The organism is Bacillus sp. NTK034, assembly GCF_017303275.1.
Classification (GTDB): Bacteria; Bacillota; Bacilli; order Bacillales; family Cytobacillaceae; genus Cytobacillus.
In genome coordinates, this window is the sequence record NZ_JAFKOJ010000001.1 from 855,430 (window position 1) to 872,129 (window position 16,700).

Below are 16,700 nucleotides of genomic sequence, written 5' to 3' on the forward strand. Positions count from 1 at the left end.
TACAAAATGATAATATTTAGTTTAAGGGGAGATTTGTTTATGGATCACATGGGTTTGGTGTCTTTAATACCACCGATTATTGCAGTAATTCTCGCAATACTTACAAAGAATGTTATCGTGTCCCTGTTCTCCGGAGTGTATATTGGAGTCCTGATTCTTGTCGGTGGCCGCCCTCTCGAAGCGACAATGGAAGTAATCGGAAACTTTATTTTTCCGCAAGTAGCGGATAGTTACAATGCAGCAGTTTTAGTTTTATTATTCTTTATTGGCGGGTTTGTAGCACTTATGGAGAAGTCGGGTGGAGGGGCAGCTCTTGCCTCAGGTGCCATAAAGTACATTAACACACGCGCAAAAGCACAAATCTCTGCGTGGTTTGGAGGAATTATCATTTTCTTTTCCGATTTGGGCACACCACTAATCGTTGGACCGGTTTTTGAAAAGATTTTCGATAAAGCCAAAATCTCTAGGGAGAAGCTTGCATGGATCATCGATTCAACGTCATCTCCCGTCGCAGTATTGATCCCATTCATCGGATGGGGCGTATATATAATGGGGCTTATAAAAAAAGAATTTGAATTGCTGAACATAAATACATCTGAATTCAGTACGCTTATTCAAGTCATTCCATTTCAGTTTTATGCACTATTGACCGTTTCAATGGTGCCTATAGTGGCTTTGACAAAATTGGACTTTGGACCGATGGCAAAGGCGGAAAAAAGAGTGCAGCAAACGGGCAATCTGTATTGGCCTGAGTCGAAACCTCTTAGAAAACCAGAAGATGTGGAGGGGATTACCAAAAATGGACATGCCGTATTAATTTGGCTGCCGCTATTGGTATTATTCATTACCCTTTTCGGATTGTTAATTTCATTCGGCTTCCCGTTTGAGCCGGTACCAGGAAATGAATTCAGGGTTTCTTTAAGTGCTGCATACTTATTTGCGGCGTTATCGATTGTCGTCTTAATGATTATGTACAAAGTGAAAAAGTTCGGCGAGATTATTGATATTTATACAACTGGAATTCAGAAAATGGTTTACGTTGCAGTCACACTTGTCCTTGCTTGGTCGCTTGGCAAAGTAATTAATGAAATGGGAACGGCAGCGTTTATAGTTGAGGCGATGAAAGGAAATGTTCCATCGTTCATCATACCTGCAATCTTATTCTTAGTTGGAGCGGGGATGTCTCTGGCATCAGGGACGTCATGGGGGACATTTGCGATTATGCTTCCAATAGCCATTCCTATGGCTGTAGGTCTCGATGCGCATTTGTTAGTTTGTATAGGAGCTGTATTGTCAGGTGGTATCTTCGGAGATCACTGTTCACCAATTTCCGATACGACGATCTTATCGTCAACAGGGGCAGGAGCGGATCATATCGATCACGTAAAAACACAGTTTCCATATGCACTCATTAATGCATCGATTGCATTAATCGGATTTCTCGTTGCCGGGATCACAGGAAGTGCATTCACTTTAATCTTGACGATAGTACTGCTAATAGCAGCTGTTTTTGTGATATCCAAGATACACACAAGAAAGTATAGTGAAAGGGTTGAATTATAAGTGAAACTTTGGGGCGGACGATTCACTAAACGTGAAGATGAAATCATGGAGAAATTCAATACATCTTTACCTGTTGATAATAGGCTGTATTATGAGGATATAACTGGAAGCATTGCACATGTAAAAATGCTTGTAAAATGTAAATTACTCACAGAGTCTGAAGGTGATTTACTTATTAGTGGGCTGGAATCGATCATGAGCGATATAGAGTCCGGTGTATTAAAAGTGGAAGGCGAATATGAAGATATCCATTCTTTTGTTGAAATGAATCTGACATCGAGAATTGGTGACACAGGAAAGAAACTTCATACTGCACGAAGCAGAAATGACCAAGTGGCGATTGACATGAGACTTTATGCAAAAAATAAAGCCGGAGAAGTGGTGTCTGTCCTTCAGCAACTTATCCATTCGTTAAATGAGAAATCAGCAAATAATAACGTCATTATGCCTGGATACACACATTTGCAAAGGGCACAGGTCATAACATTCGGCCATCATCTCGGTGCATACGTACAAATGTTTAGCCGGGACAAAAAGAGAGTCCAGAATGCCATTGATATTTTGGATGAAAACCCGCTCGGATGTGGTGCATTGGCGGGAACAACACACAACATCGACCGTCAAATAACTACAGACCTGTTAGGATTCGCTAAACCGGTAGACAACTTTTTAGATGGGGTAAGTGATCGGGATTACTTACTGGAAATCATGTCAAGTTTTTCAATTATAATGATGCACTTGAGCCGCTTGAGTGAAGAACTCATTCTCTGGAGCAGCCAGGAATTCAAATTTATTGAAATGGATGATGCCTATTCAACGGGCAGCAGCATCATGCCTCAAAAGAAAAACCCGGATGCAGCTGAACTTATTAGAGGCAAGACAGGCAGAGTATACGGTTCCCTCTTTTCATTGCTTACGACACTGAAAGGATTGCCGCTCACATACAACAAAGACATGCAGGAAGATAAAGAACAGTTTTTTGATGCAGTCGATACAGTGATAGATTGCCTTGATATTATGTCAAAAATGATTGATACGCTTCTAGTAAAGGAAGAAAACATGAAAGCTGCCATTAAAGCAGGTTTCTTGAACGCAACCGAAGTTGCAGATTATTTAGTGAGCAAAGGGACTGCATTTAGAGATGCTCACGAAATCGTCGGCAAGCTCATTATTTATTGTGAAGAGCAAAAGAAGGCGATTGAAGATTTAACGGTCGAAGAGCTGGCGCAGTTTAGCAGCAGCATAACAGACGATATTTACGAATACATTGACTATGAGAACATATTAACCAAAGGGAACAAAAAACTAATCAAGCAGATTTCGGGATAAAAATTAAGCAAACGGGACCAATCGAAGAGGGTTGGTCCTGTTTGCTTGCCCGTTATCAATCGTATCGATGTCGGCCCCAGGCTTAATTTTTATTGGTTGGGGGGAGACACCTTTTTTCAGGATAGAAATATACTCAAGAATTCATTATTCAGACACAAACAATTTAAGCTCTTCCTTATCCAAAATAATTGTTCCTTCATATTTCATGCCGATTTTTTCAAGCAGTCTGGAGGAAGCATGATTTCCCAAGGATGTGATGGCAAGGATCCGTTTCAGATCCAGCTGCTCATGACCATATTTCAATGTAGCAGAAGCTGACTCGAACCCATAACCTTGCGTTTGATATGTAGATAAAAAAGCAAAGCCAATATCAACATTGTCTAGAGTATCTCGTTTTATCAATCCGCACATTCCAATAGGAGTGTTTCCTTCCTTCCGTTCAACCATAAAAAGGCCATAGCCCAGCTGAGAGTACATTTTCATTGGGCCGGTAACAATATAATTCTTAGCATCCTCTAGTGTACGTACACCTTTATCGCCAATATAACGAATCCATGCAGGTTCATTTAAAAGATTGAGAATGAATGCTGCATCATCTGGTGTTAACCAGCGAAGAATTAATCGATCTGTTTCAAGTACTTTCAATTAAAGTAGCACCTCTTTCAATTTTTTATACCTGTTGAACCGATTCATAAAAAAATTTGTTCATCAGTCATGCTAGTACAAATATATAAGTTAAGTTATTATATGAGCAAATTAAAAATTCCATTTTCTAGATTGGTAATTCTCCCATAGATTCACTAATGAGTTACCACTGTAAACCTGTTAGCCTTATAAGTGGCCTGTTTTTGCCTAAAAACTACAAACAGGAGGTTTACAAATGAAGAATTTAGTAACGTTTGTTGCTGCCATTTCACTCATTATGGGTTCATATAGCGTGTTTCCTGCAGATCACTTTGATGCTGAGACAGTGGATCAGAAAGCTGCAGAGACACTAACATATAAAAAAGTTGAGGTTGACGTGAAGGAGTCATCATCAACAGATCATCGTTTCATCAAAGAGGAAGAAAAAAAGCTGCTTGCCCGTCTTGTACAGGCTGAAGCAGAAGGGGAGCCGTTCGAAGGGAAAGTAGCAGTTGCTGACGTGGTGCTGAATCGTGTTGAGCATGAACAATTCCCGGATACAGTCAAGGACGTTATTTATCAGAAGAATGCTTTTGAACCTGTTCAAAATGGTTCCATCAATGAACCGGCGAGTAATGAAGCAGTTCAGGCCGTTGAGACAGCTCTTATTGATAAGGAGCAAAATGAAGAGCTCCTTTATTTTTATAACCCTGACACAGCTACAAGCCAGTGGATCTTTTCACGTGAAGTTGTGAAAAAAATCGGCAATCATGCATTTGCTATATAAAAGCGCGTACAGCCATAAAAGCTGCGCGCTTTTTTTATTGGAAAAAAAGCAAAGGAAGGAGGAAATTTAAATATGGTGCCGAAATTTGTTTGAGGTAAATACTTCCATGAAGGAGATGTGAAAATGAATATCATTGTAATGGAATTACCCCAAACTGAAGTTGCATTTATCAGGCGCACCGGAAGTTATTTTGAACTGCAGGATCATTGGAGAGATTTGATTAGCTGGGCAAACACCAATGGGCTGTTGCCGCCGAAGCAATCTTTTATCGGCATTTCATTGGATAATCCTGAACTGGTGGAAAGCAAGGTTTGCCGCCACGATGCCTGTGTTACCATACCCGAGGGATTTGATAAAGAAAAACATCAAGAAGTGAAATTTAGAAAGCTGCCTGGCGGAGATTATGCTCTGTATCATTTCTTTGATATCCCTGATAAATTGAATGGTGCCTATCAGTACATGTTTCGGGAATGGCTTCCAAATAGCGATTATGAACCGGATTACGATCGGCACAGCCTTGAGTATAATTTAAATAATCCCGCTGAAGATGAAGAGGGGAAATGTAAGGTTGATTTATATGTTCCAATCAAAAAAAGAATTTCATATGCAGAGTAATGCCTGCAGAATCTTTACATAAAATTCACCAATTATCAGCAGGATGTAACTGACTTCCAGCGAATAATAAAGCACATCTTTGCAGGAGGTGTATTTTATGCTTAACTTTGCATGGGGCTTTCTATTATGGGTATCAGCAACAATATTATTCCGTTTATTTGGACAGATCTTTTTAATTCCTGGACAGGCTTTTTTAGCGCTTTCGATTTTTATTCTGGCGATCCCTTTAATTTCAATTGCAACCTATCCTTACTATTATTTTAGGCATATTCCAGAAACAGAACGTCTGAAGGCAGCAGTGCAAATTGCTCTTCCAGGAATGCTGCTGGATATCATAAGCATTATTTATTTTGCAAAAGTGTTTCCGAATTTAACTAATGATTCACTTCCTTTATTCGCTTCCTGGCTGCTTTGGGCGTATAGCCTGATTTTATTGTCAGGGTTCACAATAAAGGTAAGATCAAAGGATGCCTTTTGAGAAAAAAGTGCCGGGCCCTGGTTGCAGGGCAGGCATTTTTTTCGTTTATTGCATCTTAGGCCATTTACTTCATCAATTTTAAAAATCAAAATTACCATCAATTCTTCAACTAGTTTATAATAAAAATGATGTCCTTATGGATAATAGAGGTCTCTACTGACCCCAAGATGTTTAAGAAGGTGAAAAAAATCAACATCATCGAAACTAGGGTGAGAAGTTTCATTGAAGATATTCAGCACCCGAAGCAAAAGAAGAAGTTAAACATAAACGATTTAGAATTTCAGCTGCGAAAATTGCTGGATGATTACTATGAAATGGATGGTTATTCGCAGTTTTATGAAGCCATAGAATCATTGCAAATTGATGGGCAGCTGACTCCTATACATAATAATCAATACAATGGGAAAACACCGTCTTTGCCTTTATATTACTGGGTTAATGTGAAGGCTCAAGCCGACAAATGGGATCGGCTCGGGATGATGAAGCTGAGTGATCAGTTCGATTTTTCATTTTATGAACGGCACCCGGAATGGCAGACGAAAGAGGAGTGGAGCCGTATTCAGAGTTTATATGGTTTTCTCCAATCCAGCAATGAACGGGAAATCGTTTCACTCGAGGAAAGAAGCCTGGAACTGTTCGGCCATGAAAAATTCCTGCAGGACGGGATTAGTTTTCCTGATGGAAAAGGCTTTTTAGCGCGCATTGGAATATCTGAAGAACAGCTTAAAGTTGTGAAATACGGGGAGCCTTTTGTATTTTGGATGAAGCAGGGAAAAGAAATGAAAGAAATTCAGAGAGTGCTGATTGTCGAGAAACTATCATTCTTTCATACTTCCATTCAATTATTGGAAAGTGAACTGCTTGATTATGAGCCGGAACTCATCATTTATGGGGAAGGCACGAAAATTGAACGGAGCTTTTCGTTTTTCTTTAAAATTTTCCCGGCAAAATCGTATCTCTTCTACTATGCAGGAGATCTTGATGCAGCAGGTTACGGGATCATTTCCCGGCTGATTGAAAAATATCCGCTTTGCTGCATTCAGCCTGCATTAAAGATTTATCGTAAAATGCTTGAATGTCTGGATCAAAGAAATGAACAGAAATCCGGTCAGCTTCAAAATCTTAAGTACCGTGATGCGTTCTTCCAGTGGTTTACAGAGGAAGAGCAGAAACTTTTAATGACATTATGGAAGGAAAATAAACGGATTCCCCAGGAAGTCTTAACAATTGAAACATGGAGGAGATGGATGTGAACGAATCATGGGAAGGATTCGCCCAGCGGATGCAGCGATTGAATCCGCTGTTTGAGCTTGGAAGAGGAATGGAAGTCGGAGAGCTGAAGCCTCATATCCAAACAATTCTGATGCAGGTGCTCCTCACCATTTTTTATCGGGAATTGAATGATGATGATCATCGGGGGAAATCGGATATCAAGTATATGGTTGAAGATTCAATCAAGCAAATGAAGCTTTTAGCCGATGAGAAGCAGATTGAACGGATCACAAGCGGGCTTCTGTATCAGGGGAAAGAGGAATACAGCAGACCTTTTGAAGCCCTCTATTACGATGAAATCAGGCAATCATGGGAGACGCAGGTTTTCCGCTATGTGACGATGGATGAATTATATACGAACCTGGAGATGGGCGGATCCATTGTCTACAAGCTCACAGATGTCTCACAGGAGATGATCTTCATGAGCAGGGAAATGGCAGAGGAATTCTCAATCACCATTGAACAGCTTTATAGTATGCAGCTGATAAAAAACGGTAATTTCCGCAAAGCCACTCGAAACCTCGATCACCTCATTTCACGGGTCAACCGCTTAATGGCAAAAGAATTTTCCTTTCAAAAAGAAATGATCAACAATCCCAAAATCTTATTGATGGAAGAAGAAATGCAAAGGGCTGATAACCGTGCGGAAATTGAAAAGCAGTTCGAAGAAGAGAAGAATCACTTCCGCACCATCAGCAGCATGATAGAGAAAACGAAACGAAGAAATGAGGAAGATGATCTCATTCAAAAAGAATTAATCCTTCTTCAGGAAAAGATCGGCCATACGAGGCAGCTGCATGACCGTTTCGCCAAGCTTGTGATTCAAAATATCTCCTATGAAATGAAGATGAAAGCAGAAAACCCATCCCTGTTTTGGGAAACGAGCCTTGTTTCATTCAGGGAGCATATTTATGAGAACTGGTTCATGAAAGAAGGGTTTTCTTCATTCGATAGGGTTGAAAAAGTATTAGGTCCTTTATTTTCGCCAAAGAATGAATTTATCTTGCCTTTGGACTGGATTTGGGGAGAGCAGGAATTTGATGAAACGCAGCTTACAGAGGTAATAGAGGAAGAAGTGCAAGAGGAAAGCATTACCCATCAGAGGGTAACGAACTGGGATTCTGTCATCAATGCCTGGAGCTATGTGTTTCAATATTTGCAGACATACGGAGAGTTTTCACTGGCTGATTTAACGACATTGCCGCTTGAAGTACAGGATTTATGGTTTGAAGAATCAGAAACGATTGATTTATGGATGATGTTTGATAAAAAGCCGCTGAAGGTCCAGGTACTGCAGCGGAAAGAAGAGACGTTAAGTGATGAACGGGAGATTCTCCTCTATAAACTGATGCAGGAATATCCGCAGTTCCAGGTGTTTGAAGGCTTGAAAATATATACTGAGTTTGATCATCGGGCGGAACCCTTCCTCTGGTATCAAATGAAAATCACTCCCTTTAAAATTTGTGTGCAGGAGGAGAAATGATGAGTGCAGAAAGTCTAAAAAAAGCATCAGCGGTTTATTTTACGCTTTTAAAAGATAAGGTCATCGACGAAAACAGCGAGTACTTTCAGGCGTATTTCGATCCTGATGTAAGACAGACGGTTCTCTTATTGGCAGACGAATCCGGCACCTTTATCATTGAATCGCCAAAACGGATTCAGCTCGTCGTGCAGCCGACCGGCTCTGTATTTGCTACAAATTTTACTCATATGAAAGATCGGCATAAGCAGATTGAAACGAAGAAACACTTTCACCTGATGAGCGTAGTCATTATGGCATTCCTGGCAAGCATCGACCGCAGCCAGGCGGCGAAAATCCGTACGAAACGCGAAGGGATTAGCTTCTATACCCTGGAACGGCAAGTCAATGATGTTATCATGAATTGGGATAGCATTCTTAAAGCAAAACCGGATTTCGGAGCAGATGAAAAAATTGATATGAAGGACGTTGTGACTACATGGAAATACATGGAGGTCGACACGGATGATTATGGATCTAAGAAAGCCAATCGCAGGACGCGTATCGGTTTGATAGCAAGCAGCATGCGTCTTTTGGAGACAGAAGGACTTATCGTCATTCTCGATCGGGAGGATATTCCAAAGGCGATTCCTAAACAGGAATTATTTGAGCGGATTGAATATCTGTATCATGATTATGACCGTTATGAAATGTTCAAGGAACTAATGAAGGCAGAGGAGGAGCAGCATGCCGAAAATCCATCGAATTAGAATTGCCGGCCTGAAATATGATGGCATGCAAAAGCAATACAAGGATACAACATTTAACTTCCATAATGAGGAGACCTCCACAAACGGCCTTATTTCCATGATGAATGGAGGCGGGAAAGGGGTGTTCCTGCAGACCATCTTCCAGATTCTCAAGCCGGGCACGTCTTGGGGAAAGCAGAACAACCGCTATTATCAGCAATTCTTTTTTAATAATAAAGAGCAATTCATTCCTTATACCTTTCATGTTCTCATTCAATGGGAACTCGACGGGGCTGACCGCAGGCATTTGGTGACGGGCGGAATGTTTTCAGCAGAACAGCGGATTTCCATGAACGAAGAAGGCGGAGAAAGCAAAACGCTTGAACAGGAAGCGAAAATTGTCCCGAATATTGCGTTTTATACAAGGGAGTTTGAACGGAAAGAAGAAGCATCACTTGAACATATTCCGCTCTATGAAGATGGTGAACTGGCTGATACGGATGGCCTGAAGGATTATTTAAAATGGAATGGCTATGATGTCTACCGTGATACAAAGAAGCACTACCGCATTCTTGATACATACGGCATTAACCGCAAAGACTGGGATATTATGAAAGACATTAACAAGGATGAGGGAGGCGTAGGAAAATTTTTTGAAGGTGCTGAAGATGATCACTCCCTGTTCCAAAAGCGGATTATTCCTACAGTCAGCCAGGTTCTGCACCGGACTGAGCATCAGAAGAACGATCTGGTGGAGATTTTTAAGAGTCAGGCAAGCATTGCAAAGGACCTGCCTGTTTTGCTGAAAAGAGAGCAGGCTCATAAAGAGTTCCTGGAAGATATTCTTCCATTTGAAGAGAGTCTGGCAAAGGGCATCGAGCATAAAGAAATTGTTGAGGACAGCATTAAGGTCGGGAGACAGCTGCTTGGTGCTTTAGAGCATTTGAAGAAAACGGAAGAAGAAACACTCATTGAGCTGGAAAATGAAAACGATAAATTAATGGGCAAGCAAGTGGAACTGCGTTTTCAGAAAGATAACCTTGAGTACGCAAAAGCTCACAGGGAAGTGCTGGATTGGGAGAAGAAACTAGGGGAAGAGCAGAAGAAGCATAGCATTCTGCAGGAAACGGTGAAAGAAAAGCAGGAGAGAAAAGATGAGCTGGCTTTTCAGCTGTTATTGAAAGAATGGCATGAAGGGGAACAGAGCATTCGCGCGCATTCCCAGCAGATTGTGAAGCTTGAGCAAAACAGCGGCCTAGAGCAAGTGAATCAAAGAATGGATGAAATCAAAAAAGAAGCGGCTCAGCAGTGGGAAAAATCCTCCGCGGCTATTAGGGAAGCCGTTCAGCATTATGCCGGATATCAGAAATTTTTAAAGAAAAAAGCAAACGATCTGTCTAAGCAGGATAAACAAAAGACCCAGAAGATTGCCCAGCTTCGTACGGAAATTGATTTTCTTTATACCCAAATTCATGAATTTGAATCAAAAGAAGAACAGCTTATCAAAGAATTCGGTGATCGCTTAACCTATGATTTAAAGGGCTTTATCGAAAATCTTAACAAACAGATAGAAACCAAAAAATCTGCTCTCGAAGATTTGCAGGCAAAAGAGAAACAATCCAATGATAAGCAGAACCAGCTTGCATCTTCACATGGAACGCTCGCTCAATCCATTCAGTTTTCTGAAGAAAAGTGTGAAGAGTTTAAGATGAAAAGTGAAGAGCAGCAGCGAAAAGAAGGGAAGCTGTACGATAAGCTGCAAGGTGTGCTGGATGATGTCACAGCACAGTTTACGAATGCTCTTTTATCCAAATATGCCCTGCAGGTGGAAGAGCTGCTCGTTCAAAATCGTGAGCAAGGGGAAGACATTAAAAAAGTGCTCTGGGAAAGGCAGCTGGATTATGCTTTGAATGATGAGCATTTCTGGATTGCGAATAATGATGTGAAGGAACTAAAGGAATGGATTGATGAGAAAACAGGGATAGATGTGTTTTACGGCTCACAATTTCTCCAATCCTTAAAACCGGATGAAATCGCGAGCCACATACTTTCTCATCCTCTCCTGCCCTATGGCTTAGTGGTAAGCAGGCCGCAATGGGAAAAAATGAATAAGCAGGTCCTTGCCGGAAGAATGTTTAAGAACCCGGTTCCGATTTTTATGCGGGAAGACATGACGGGCGAAAATCCGCAGTATTCCTTTGTGATGATCACCGGTACGGAGAAGGAACTGCTGACAGATAAAAGTCAGTTCATGAACTGGAAAATTAAGATTGCCAAACAAATAGAAGAAAAGAAAGATACACTTCTAGAAATTGAAAAAACGGAGAGCTCTCTCCGCCGTATTTTAAAAGAAATCGACCGTTTCCTTTCCAATGACCTTGCCGGTGATATCGAAAGAGCGCTGCTTCAGGAAAAGGAAGCCATGCTTTCCAAGAAAACGGAATTGCAGGCCATCATCGTGCAGGAGGAAAAAGAAAAAGAACGGCAGCGGGAACTTAGAGAACAGCTGGAAAAGACGAAGGTAAAGATTGAGAAGCTATTAAAAGATGTGGAAACATTAGAGAACTTTAAACATGAAAAGTCGCTGCATCAGGAAAATAAACGGGTAAAGCAGGAAAAAGAGAAACAAAAGGAAGCTTTCGAAAGTGTACAGAATGAGCTTGCAAACGAGCATCAGACCATCGCTGAACTGCAGGAAGAGTGGAGCCAAACGTACTTGGAATGGAAGCTATCAGCGGAGCAAAATATTAAGGAGATTAGCTTTTTTATAGATGGTGCTGTTTTTCCAGCCGCTGAGAAAGCAGAAGCCTCTGAAGAGGTCCCGCGATTATCATCTCATATGCTGGAAGAAACCATTGGAAGCATTGAGGAGCTTAAACAGCTGCAAAAATCAAAAGAAGTACAAGCCAGTGAATTGCTGGCGATCCAGGCGACAAAAGAATCGGAGCAAAAACAGCAAAAGAAGCTCGAGAAAAAACTTCATGCTCTTAACGTAGAGTGGAAGGATGCGTCTGTACCGGATGAACCAATGAGTATTTTGGAAAAGATGGTTCAGACAGCTGCAAAGGAAACAAAGGCAGCAGAGAAAGAAGAGCGAGAGCAGGGAACAGCTGTAACAGTTGCTGATACGTCTTTAAAGCATGCGAAGGCGCAGCGTGATAAGACTGTTAAAAAGGTGGCCAAGCATGATAAACATCCTGAAGAATGGGAAGAACTTGATCTGGAAGTGAAGACGATTGAAATTACTGACCAGACCAAACAGACGAATGCAGAAATAAAGAAAACGGAAGAGCGCAAAAAAGAGACGGAGCAAAACATTGCTGAGTTTGAAAACAATCAATTGCATCTATCCGTAATCCTTAAAGAGGAAGCAGCAGCTTTTACGGATGAAGATATTGAAAAAATAAAGAGCCAGGGAAAGCAAAGCATCATTTCCTGGAGTGAAAAACATCAGGGTATCCAGGATGAAGGCCAGGAGAAGCACGCAAAAATTGAACAATCCCTGCGCAATTTAAAACTCAATATTGAAGGAAAGGATTGGGAAATCCGCTTTAAGAATGAAGTTTTAACTACGCTTGATCATATGGATACCAGGCATTATGCGCATATTCAAAGTGTGGTCCAAAACATGAAGCGCTTTTCACAGAGCGGCTTAGAGCAGCTGGAACGAGATAAAGAACGGGCAGAAAAAGCGCAGAACTTCTGGGCCAGCCGTGCGAGCATGAAGGTAATGAGCATTTCAGAAGCGATTCGCTCGATGATTGCGAAAATGAAGCTGAAGAATGAACGGGGTTCTTTCCCGCTCGTTCAGCTCAAAGAAGACATCCTTCCTAAAAAAGCGGAAGATATTGAACCTTTACTGAAACAGCATTTCGTTTCGGCCATTAACAAAATTACGAAACGATTCGAGATGATTGATGACAATAGTCTGGAGCAGGATCAGGAAATCAAACAGCTCATCAGTGATGAGCAGATTTTATTTGTCTCCCTCAGGAATCGTTACCCGGAGCTGCTGGTATATAATATGCGTACTGATAATGCATTCATGTACGGAAAACCGCAGCGAGAGCATTATTCAACCTGGCAGACGATCAACCAGGGTTCAAAGACTAAATCCGATGGCAGCGGCGGTCAAAAGCTATCTGCCCGCATGGTCATGATGATGATGCTTCTTTCGGTCAAGAGTGAAACCGATCAAAGCTGGGTCCCGTTAGTCTGTGATAATCCGTTCGGACAAGCTGCTTCTGCCCATGTACTTGACCCGATTTTCGCAGTAGCAGATAAGCTGAAGTTCCAACTCATCGTCGTTACTCCTCCTGAGTTGGTGAAAACAGAGATCAGCCAGAGATTCGATGCGTATTATAAATTGGACTTCATCCGGGAAAAAGGGAAAGAGATTGTATCGGATACGATTATTCCGGCATTCCGGATTTATCAAGGGGAGGAAGCTGTTCATTAGATTAAAAGAATTAAAGTGTTGCCATTTTGCAAAAACTATGCAATACTTGGTTGAAAATATAAAATTTTATACAAATTCTTATCCAGAGAGGTGGAGGGACTGGCCCTGCGAAGCCTCAGCAACCCCTGATTATGTCAGGAAGGTGCTAATTCCAACAGAGTTGATGCTCTGGGAGATAAGAGGTCGTTTTGATAAGTAAAGGCCTCTTATAATGAGAGGCCTTTTTTTGATGCTCTTTTATGATTTGATAACGAATAAAGAGGAGGAATGGCAAAATGGAAAACGGTGTTATACAGGTACCGGAAGCATATTCGAGGATATTGCAGGATTCTGATGTGCTCGGCTTCGGGCAGTCATGTGATCGAAAAACAGGATTTTTACTGAAGGGGCTGGCTGCCTCAAAACCAGGAGGAAGCTTTTTGGAGCTGGGAACAGGAACGGGAGCGTCTGCTTCCTGGATCATTGATGGGATGGATGAAGGCAGTAAGCTTACAACCGTTGATATAGATTCTAGTGTGCAATCGATCGCGAGAAAGTACCTCGGGAATGACAGCAGAATCACATTTTGCTGTGAGGACGGAGCAGCTTTTATACAAAACCTGTCAGAAGGCTTCGATTTTATTTTTGCAGATACATGGCCGGGGAAATTCGAGCTACTGGACAAAACCCTGGATCATTTGAATATCGGCGGTTTTTATGTGATTCATGATGTGTTTCCGCAGCAGAAATTGCCTGAGGAATTTAGGATAAAAGCCACTAAACTTCTTAAAACTCTGCAGGACAGACCTGACCTGGACATAACAGAATTGGATTGGTCTACCGGGCTGATACTTGCAGTGAAGACAGCGGTTTGATAGATGAAATTATTTACTGAAAATGAGGGGGATAGTTCCATGCATAGCGTTAGAAGTCAGGTTGAACATGTATTGAATGAAGGTGAAAACATTATTGAATGTTTAAGCTGTTCATTAGTTGCCCATTACTGTTTAACTCCGCACGCAGGCTTCTTTGCGGCAACGAACAAAAGACTGCTATTCATTGGAATCCCGGTATCAGAAACAAATAAGGAAATAATTGAAGAATTTGCGTATAACCAAATTACTTCCATTGAAGAAAAAAGGGGAATCACCGGGAAGCATATTCATATGTACTATAAGCAGGACTTGTATAAATTCCAGCAAATCCAGGGGATGAATTTGTTTGATTTTATGGTGGCTGTTAAGGAAAAGATATGCATGTTTACCGCTTCACCAAAAGAGCGTTATCCTGTTTGATAAACGCTCTTTTAGTTGAATATATGACTTAGTCTAAAAGATAACCTTTCCATGCTTTAGCGATTAACTGGACTCCTCTCTCAATCTCGTCCATCGATGGTGCGCCATATCCAAACATCACATGATTATTTGGCTTGTGAAGCTGATACATAGGCGAAACAGCATCGATTTCAACTCCCGCCGACTTTGCCAGAGCAATTGCTTTAGGTTCATTCAATCCATCTGGTAATGTCACGATGATATGCAAGCCCGCTGTATCTCCAATTATGTCAAAGTGTTCTCCTAAATGCTTTGACAGGCTATCTATTAAACAGCTCCTTTTAGCTCTATATAAAGTTCTCATTTTTGCTATATGAGATGAATAAAGTCCTTCTTCCATAAATTTTGCAGCAGCTCGCTGATCGATTCTTGAAACAGTCGACTTTTGATAAGCATTAAATTTTTCGAAGTTCTGCTGCAGTGCTGCTGGCATAATCAGATAGCTGATCCGAAGTGATGGCAACAGTGTTTTTGAAAAGGTGCCGAAATACAGTACCCGCCCGGTGGAATCCATATGTGATAATGCTGGGATTGGTGCCCCTTTGTAGCGAAATTCAGAATCATAGTCATCCTCGATAATGAAAGCATCCTGATTAATTGCCCATTTCAACAGTTCAACCCTTCTGGCAATAGACATAATTGTACCAGTAGGGTATTGATGAGCAGGTGTCGTATACAATAATTTTATTGGCTCATTAGGCACACAGCATCCTTCCTCATCCACAGAAATCGAATAACAAGGCAGCTGTAATTGATCAAAAACAGATCTTGCCCGACTAAAACCTGGATCTTCTATTCCGATGGCTCTCCGTTTAAAAAACAAACAGACATTTAGCAGCAGCTGCTGAAACCCGCTGAAAATATACACTTGCTCCGGCTGGCAGGCCAGCCCTCTAGCTTGCTGTAAGTATAGTGCAATTTGAACACGCAAAGAATATTCGCCCTGCCACGGTGCATTGCTGGCATTAGATTCATTAAGCTCTTTTCTGTATAATCGGTTCCAATGTTTATAGGGGAAGGCAGAGGCATCAATTTGCCCATTTTTAAAATTTATGAGGAACTCATTCTGAATTCTTTTCTCCAAGTCCATTGTATTAATCTGATTAAAGTGCATTTCACCCTGAATTTCAGAAACAAAATAGCCTTTGCGTTCTGCTGAATAACAGTAGCCTTCACTCTGCAATTGTTCATAAGCCATCTGAACAGTTATGATGCTTACGTTTAATTGTTCAGCCAGCCGCCGCTTTGCAGGAAGTCTTGCATGAGCTGACAATTTATTATCTAAAATCGCCAGCCGAATTTGTTCATAAATTTCTTTGTACTTTATTCCATTTTCCGAAAGCAGAATTTGAATTTCCATCGAATCATTCCCTGGTATTATATTAAAATTCATTTTTGGTTATTTTTATCATACCAGAATTCGGCTTTAATAGATTCAAGGAGAGTGATAGCATGCAAAAATTAGAAAACAATGTTGTGCAGTTAATTCCCATGGAGCTTGAGCATGTTGACGTAATTTATGAAGCAGCTCAGGATAAACGCATATGGGAGCATATGTCTGTTGATTTAACAGAGAAAAGCAGGGTCATTCATTATGTCAAAGATGCCATACAAAAACGGGAGAGAGGCACCGATTTTGCTTTTGTCATTGTCCATAAAAAATCAGGGAAAATCATTGGCGCTACCTGGTTTCTTGATATTTCAGCCCAGCATAAACATCTTGAAATCGGCTCCACTTGGATGAGCCCTATTTATTGGCGCACGGATCTTAATACAAACTGTAAATATTTATTATTAAAATACTGTTTTGAAGAACTGTCACTTAATCGCGTCCAAATCAAAACCGGACATGAAAATGTCCGCTCACAGAAAGCGATAGAACGAATCGGTGCGGTAAAAGAGGGCGTTCTTCGAAATCATATGATACGAAAAGAGGGGACTATTCGTCATACTGTCCTGTATAGTGTCATAAAGGAAGATTGGGTAAAGGTAAAAAGACATTTTCAGGAGCACTTGCTTTTATAGTTTTTGTGGAGCATCTCTTGCAAGAGG

At 41.1% G+C, this 16,700-nt stretch carries 14 protein-coding genes and 1 riboswitch; of the genes, 12 read left to right on the forward strand and 2 right to left on the reverse strand.

The genetic code is table 11. The features are described 5' to 3' along the window. The first annotated feature begins 39 nt into the window (after nucleotides 1-39). Together JI665_RS04365 and argH are read left to right on the forward strand one after the other, a co-directional pair. Nucleotides 40-1,563 (forward strand): Na+/H+ antiporter NhaC family protein, encoded by a 1,524-nt coding sequence (locus tag JI665_RS04365; protein WP_206836720.1) that lies wholly within the window; start codon nucleotides 40-42, stop codon nucleotides 1,561-1,563. Beyond that, on the forward strand, nucleotides 1,564-2,892 hold the full coding sequence (argH, locus tag JI665_RS04370) for an argininosuccinate lyase (protein ID WP_206836724.1): 1,329 nt from the start codon (nucleotides 1,564-1,566) through the stop codon (nucleotides 2,890-2,892). 144 nt (nucleotides 2,893-3,036) lie between these two features. On the opposite strand, the gene JI665_RS04375 is transcribed toward argH, so the two are convergent. Further along, nucleotides 3,037-3,537, reverse strand: a complete 501-nt coding sequence (locus JI665_RS04375) for a GNAT family N-acetyltransferase (RefSeq protein ID WP_206836727.1) — start codon at nucleotides 3,535-3,537, stop codon at nucleotides 3,037-3,039. Nucleotides 3,538-3,772: 235 nt separating this feature from the next. Here JI665_RS04375 and JI665_RS04380 point away from each other — a divergent pair, with 235 nt between their 5' ends. The 9 genes from JI665_RS04380 (at nucleotide 3,773) to JI665_RS04420 (ending at nucleotide 14,609) form a co-directional block, all read left to right on the forward strand. Beyond that, the gene (locus tag JI665_RS04380; protein ID WP_206836728.1) at nucleotides 3,773-4,303 is read left to right on the forward strand and encodes a cell wall hydrolase; all 531 of its coding nucleotides are present in this window, start codon (nucleotides 3,773-3,775) and stop codon (nucleotides 4,301-4,303) included. Between the two features lie 123 nt (nucleotides 4,304-4,426). Continuing rightward, entirely contained in the window at nucleotides 4,427-4,918 is a 492-nt protein-coding gene (locus JI665_RS04385) for an AraC family transcriptional regulator (RefSeq protein ID WP_206836731.1), read from the forward strand. A gap of 97 nt (nucleotides 4,919-5,015) precedes the next feature. Next, entirely contained in the window at nucleotides 5,016-5,396 is a 381-nt protein-coding gene (locus tag JI665_RS04390; RefSeq protein ID WP_206836734.1) for a DUF5367 domain-containing protein, read from the forward strand. Between the two features lie 179 nt (nucleotides 5,397-5,575). Continuing rightward, complete coding sequence (locus JI665_RS04395) at nucleotides 5,576-6,649, forward strand: Wadjet anti-phage system protein JetD domain-containing protein (protein ID WP_312886130.1); 1,074 nt, start codon at nucleotides 5,576-5,578, stop codon at nucleotides 6,647-6,649. After that, complete coding sequence (locus JI665_RS04400; protein WP_244671073.1) at nucleotides 6,640-8,151, forward strand: hypothetical protein; 1,512 nt, start codon at nucleotides 6,640-6,642, stop codon at nucleotides 8,149-8,151. Before JI665_RS04395 ends, JI665_RS04400 begins: the two co-directional genes overlap by 10 nt. Beyond that, complete coding sequence (locus tag JI665_RS04405) at nucleotides 8,151-8,897, forward strand: DUF6063 family protein (protein ID WP_206836744.1); 747 nt, start codon at nucleotides 8,151-8,153, stop codon at nucleotides 8,895-8,897. Before JI665_RS04400 ends, JI665_RS04405 begins: the two co-directional genes overlap by 1 nt. Then, nucleotides 8,875-13,335 carry a hypothetical protein gene (locus JI665_RS04410; protein ID WP_206836747.1) on the forward strand — a complete coding sequence of 1,487 codons (4,461 nt, stop codon included), beginning with the start codon at nucleotides 8,875-8,877 and terminating at the stop codon, nucleotides 13,333-13,335. Before JI665_RS04405 ends, JI665_RS04410 begins: the two co-directional genes overlap by 23 nt. A 75-nt stretch (nucleotides 13,336-13,410) precedes the next feature. Continuing rightward, a riboswitch (SAM riboswitch) is annotated at nucleotides 13,411-13,517 on the forward strand. Between the two features lie 93 nt (nucleotides 13,518-13,610). After that, on the forward strand, nucleotides 13,611-14,189 hold the full coding sequence (locus tag JI665_RS04415) for an O-methyltransferase (protein ID WP_206836750.1): 579 nt from the start codon (nucleotides 13,611-13,613) through the stop codon (nucleotides 14,187-14,189). A 39-nt stretch (nucleotides 14,190-14,228) separates the two neighbouring features. Continuing rightward, nucleotides 14,229-14,609: a PH domain-containing protein gene (locus JI665_RS04420; RefSeq protein WP_206836753.1), complete on the forward strand. Its 381-nt coding sequence runs from the start codon at nucleotides 14,229-14,231 to the stop codon at nucleotides 14,607-14,609. A gap of 28 nt (nucleotides 14,610-14,637) precedes the next feature. On the opposite strand, the gene JI665_RS04425 is transcribed toward JI665_RS04420, so the two are convergent. Further along, complete coding sequence (locus JI665_RS04425) at nucleotides 14,638-16,008, reverse strand: PLP-dependent aminotransferase family protein (RefSeq protein ID WP_206836756.1); 1,371 nt, start codon at nucleotides 16,006-16,008, stop codon at nucleotides 14,638-14,640. 92 nt (nucleotides 16,009-16,100) lie between these two features. On the opposite strand from JI665_RS04425, the gene JI665_RS04430 reads away from it, so the two are divergent. After that, on the forward strand, nucleotides 16,101-16,673 hold the full coding sequence (locus JI665_RS04430) for a GNAT family N-acetyltransferase (protein ID WP_206836759.1): 573 nt from the start codon (nucleotides 16,101-16,103) through the stop codon (nucleotides 16,671-16,673). The last annotated feature ends 27 nt before the right edge of the window (nucleotides 16,674-16,700 follow it).